Origin of the sequence: Pseudogracilibacillus sp. SO30301A, from assembly GCF_037072025.1 — a bacterium.
Classification (GTDB): Bacteria; Bacillota; Bacilli; order Bacillales; family Amphibacillaceae; genus Pseudogracilibacillus.
The window spans coordinates 1-2461 of sequence record NZ_JAXHDD010000114.1; the positions used below are offsets into that span (position 1 = coordinate 1).

Annotated in this window: 2 protein-coding genes; one reads left to right on the forward strand and one right to left on the reverse strand. The window is 33.8% G+C overall.

Annotation, left to right across the window (positions count from 1 at the left end):
- Positions 1-215: 215 nt before the first annotated feature.
- Entirely contained in the window at positions 216-1085 is an 870-nt protein-coding gene (locus SPD89_RS22585) for a LysR family transcriptional regulator (RefSeq protein WP_336264202.1), read from the reverse strand.
- A gap of 91 nt (positions 1086-1176) precedes the next feature.
- Between SPD89_RS22585 and SPD89_RS22590 the strand changes: the two genes are divergently transcribed.
- Positions 1177-2364, forward strand: a complete 1188-nt coding sequence (locus tag SPD89_RS22590; protein ID WP_336264203.1) for an MFS transporter — start codon at positions 1177-1179, stop codon at positions 2362-2364.
- Positions 2365-2461: the final 97 nt, after the last annotated feature.

Sequence of the window (2461 nt, forward strand, 5' to 3'; positions counted from 1 at the left end):
ACTGTTTTAGCTTTCAAGATTTGATGAAATAAAGGTTAGGTTTTCCCTTTCATTAATCATATATTTGTTTTTTGACAAAGAAAGTACAGAGATAGAAATACCAAGTTACTATAGCTGTAAATGACTTGGTATTTCTATAAAGCGTTATTTTGCAAGTATATTTAATAGATTTAATAGTCAAGTTTTAACATGCTGACTTTCCCACCTTTTTATTTTCAGTGAAAGACGTCTTTTGCAACATAAAGAAATTCCTTTACTGCTGGGGAGGCATTCGCAATAGAATAACAGGCAAGTGCAACTTCACGGCTATTTTTAATATTTAGTTTGCTAACCTTTATATTTTGTTGGGTCTTTAAAAATAGTTCTGGACCAATAGTAACACCAAGTCCTTCCTGTACCATATTAGCGATGGTTGTACAGTCGTGCACTTCAAAAAGAATCGATGGTTTCATTTGCGCTTCTTCAAATAATTCCTCAACATGTGATTGATACATACCTGTTGGCATAATAAAAGATTCTTCCACTAAATCTTCCATATTCACTGTTTCTTTGTTTAGAAATCTGTGTTCTGGATGAAAGGCTACTACCATGTTATCTCTTATGAGAGGAACCAGGTCAAAATCTGGATTTGATTTTCCTTTTACTACAAACCCAATGTCAATAATACCTGAATTCAACCATTCCGTAATCTCTTCATAAGTTCCCTCAAAAAACTTAAAATCGATCTTGGGATGTTTTTTCTGAAATTTTGCAAGCAATTTAGGCAATAAACAGGAAGAAGCACTTGCAAAAGTACCGATACGAATAATCCCTGTTTCTAGATTGTTTGTTAATGCAATTTCCTGGTTTATGACTTCCACTCTTTTTAACACTTCTCTAATATGCGGAAGTGTTTTTTGCCCTATATCTGTAAGTGTTATTCCTTTTTTACGATCACGAATTAATAGGGAGACACCCCATTCAGACTCTAAACTCGCAATTGCATGACTCACGGCTGATTGAGTCATATTTAATGCTTCAGCAGTCTCTGTAAAGCTTCCTAGCTCGACTACTTTTGCAATGATTTCGTACCGAACAATAGTCATGAGTAATTACTCATCTCCTTGATTAAAAATATCAATTTTACTTATGTTAACACGAGACTTAAAATTAATACAACGTTTTAAATATAAGGAGATGTACAAAATGAAAAATAATATAAATCAACTAATCATCATACTTTTGGCTTTGGGAGCTTTTGTAACAGGAACAGCAGAGTTTGTTGTTTCTGGAATTTTAGAGCTGATTTCTTTTGAATTAGATGTTTCGATTTCAATAGCTGGTCAGTTGATTACGATTTATTCTTTATCTTATGCCATCGGAGCATTAGTCCTGGTTATGTTAACGTCTAAGTTTGATCGTAAAAAAGTACTCTTATATGCTATCTTTACTTTTATTTTAGGTAATCTTGTTGCATTTTTTAGTTCCAATTTTGTTTTTCTTATGTTATCCAGAGTCATTATGGCGATGAGTGGAGGGCTATATATTGTTGTTGCCACCAATTATGCCGCTCAAATTGCAGTTCCAGAAAAAAGAGGTAGTGCTATGGCAACAGTCATTACAGGTTTCACTGTTTCATTAGTACTTGGAGTGCCTATTGGGACATTTTTAGCTGGACATTTTGATTGGCACTATATTTTCTTAATCATTGCGCTTGGCACCGTTTTTTTATTGATAGGACTTTACAAATTATTACCGGCTATAGAAGGAAACCAACCGTTGCCATTTAAACAACAGCTGCAAATTATTAAAGATAAACGAGTCCTTACTGGTTTAATGACAACGATCTTTTGGATTTTAGGATATACAATGGTGTTTGCCTACATTGCTCCATTATTAAGACATACTGCTGATTTTTCTATAGATATGACAAGTATCGCGTTATTTGTTTTAGGCACTTTTGCTTTTATTGGCTCACGCTTTGGAGGATATGCTGTAGACAGATGGGGACCTAATCGAACGATATCATTAAGTTTATGTGTTCATATCATTTCTTTATGTGTACTAACATATACACAGTACTCAACAGTGGGTGTAATTGTCACACTCGCTTTTTGGGGAGTAGCAACTTGGACAACGACACCAGCAAAGCAGTTTTATCTGATTTCACTAAAACCACAATCCTCTGAAACAGTACTCAGTTTTAATACCGCATTAATGAATGTGGGAATGATGCTAGGCTCCGCATTAGGAGGAATCATTATTCAATATACGAATATTGTAAATTTAAGCTGGATAGGTGGATTATTCGTTATACTCGCACTTGTTTTTATCAGATATTCTTTCTACCTAAATAAAAATGTTATGGAGTACCACCGACTTTAGCGAATTAAAAAATAATATTTAAACCCAACTGCCTTGATATTCAGTTGGGTTTTAATTTTTTCTTTAAAAAATACTCTTCGATATTTGGCATTTCATA

Bases quoted from the DNA above. Each gene is read 5' to 3' on its own strand.
- SPD89_RS22585 (WP_336264202.1), bottom strand. From the start codon at position 1,085: ATGACTATTGTTCGGTACGAAATCATTGCAAAAGTAGTCGAGCTAGGA.
- SPD89_RS22590 (WP_336264203.1), top strand. From the start codon at position 1,177: ATGTACAAAATGAAAAATAATATAAATCAACTAATCATCATACTTTTG.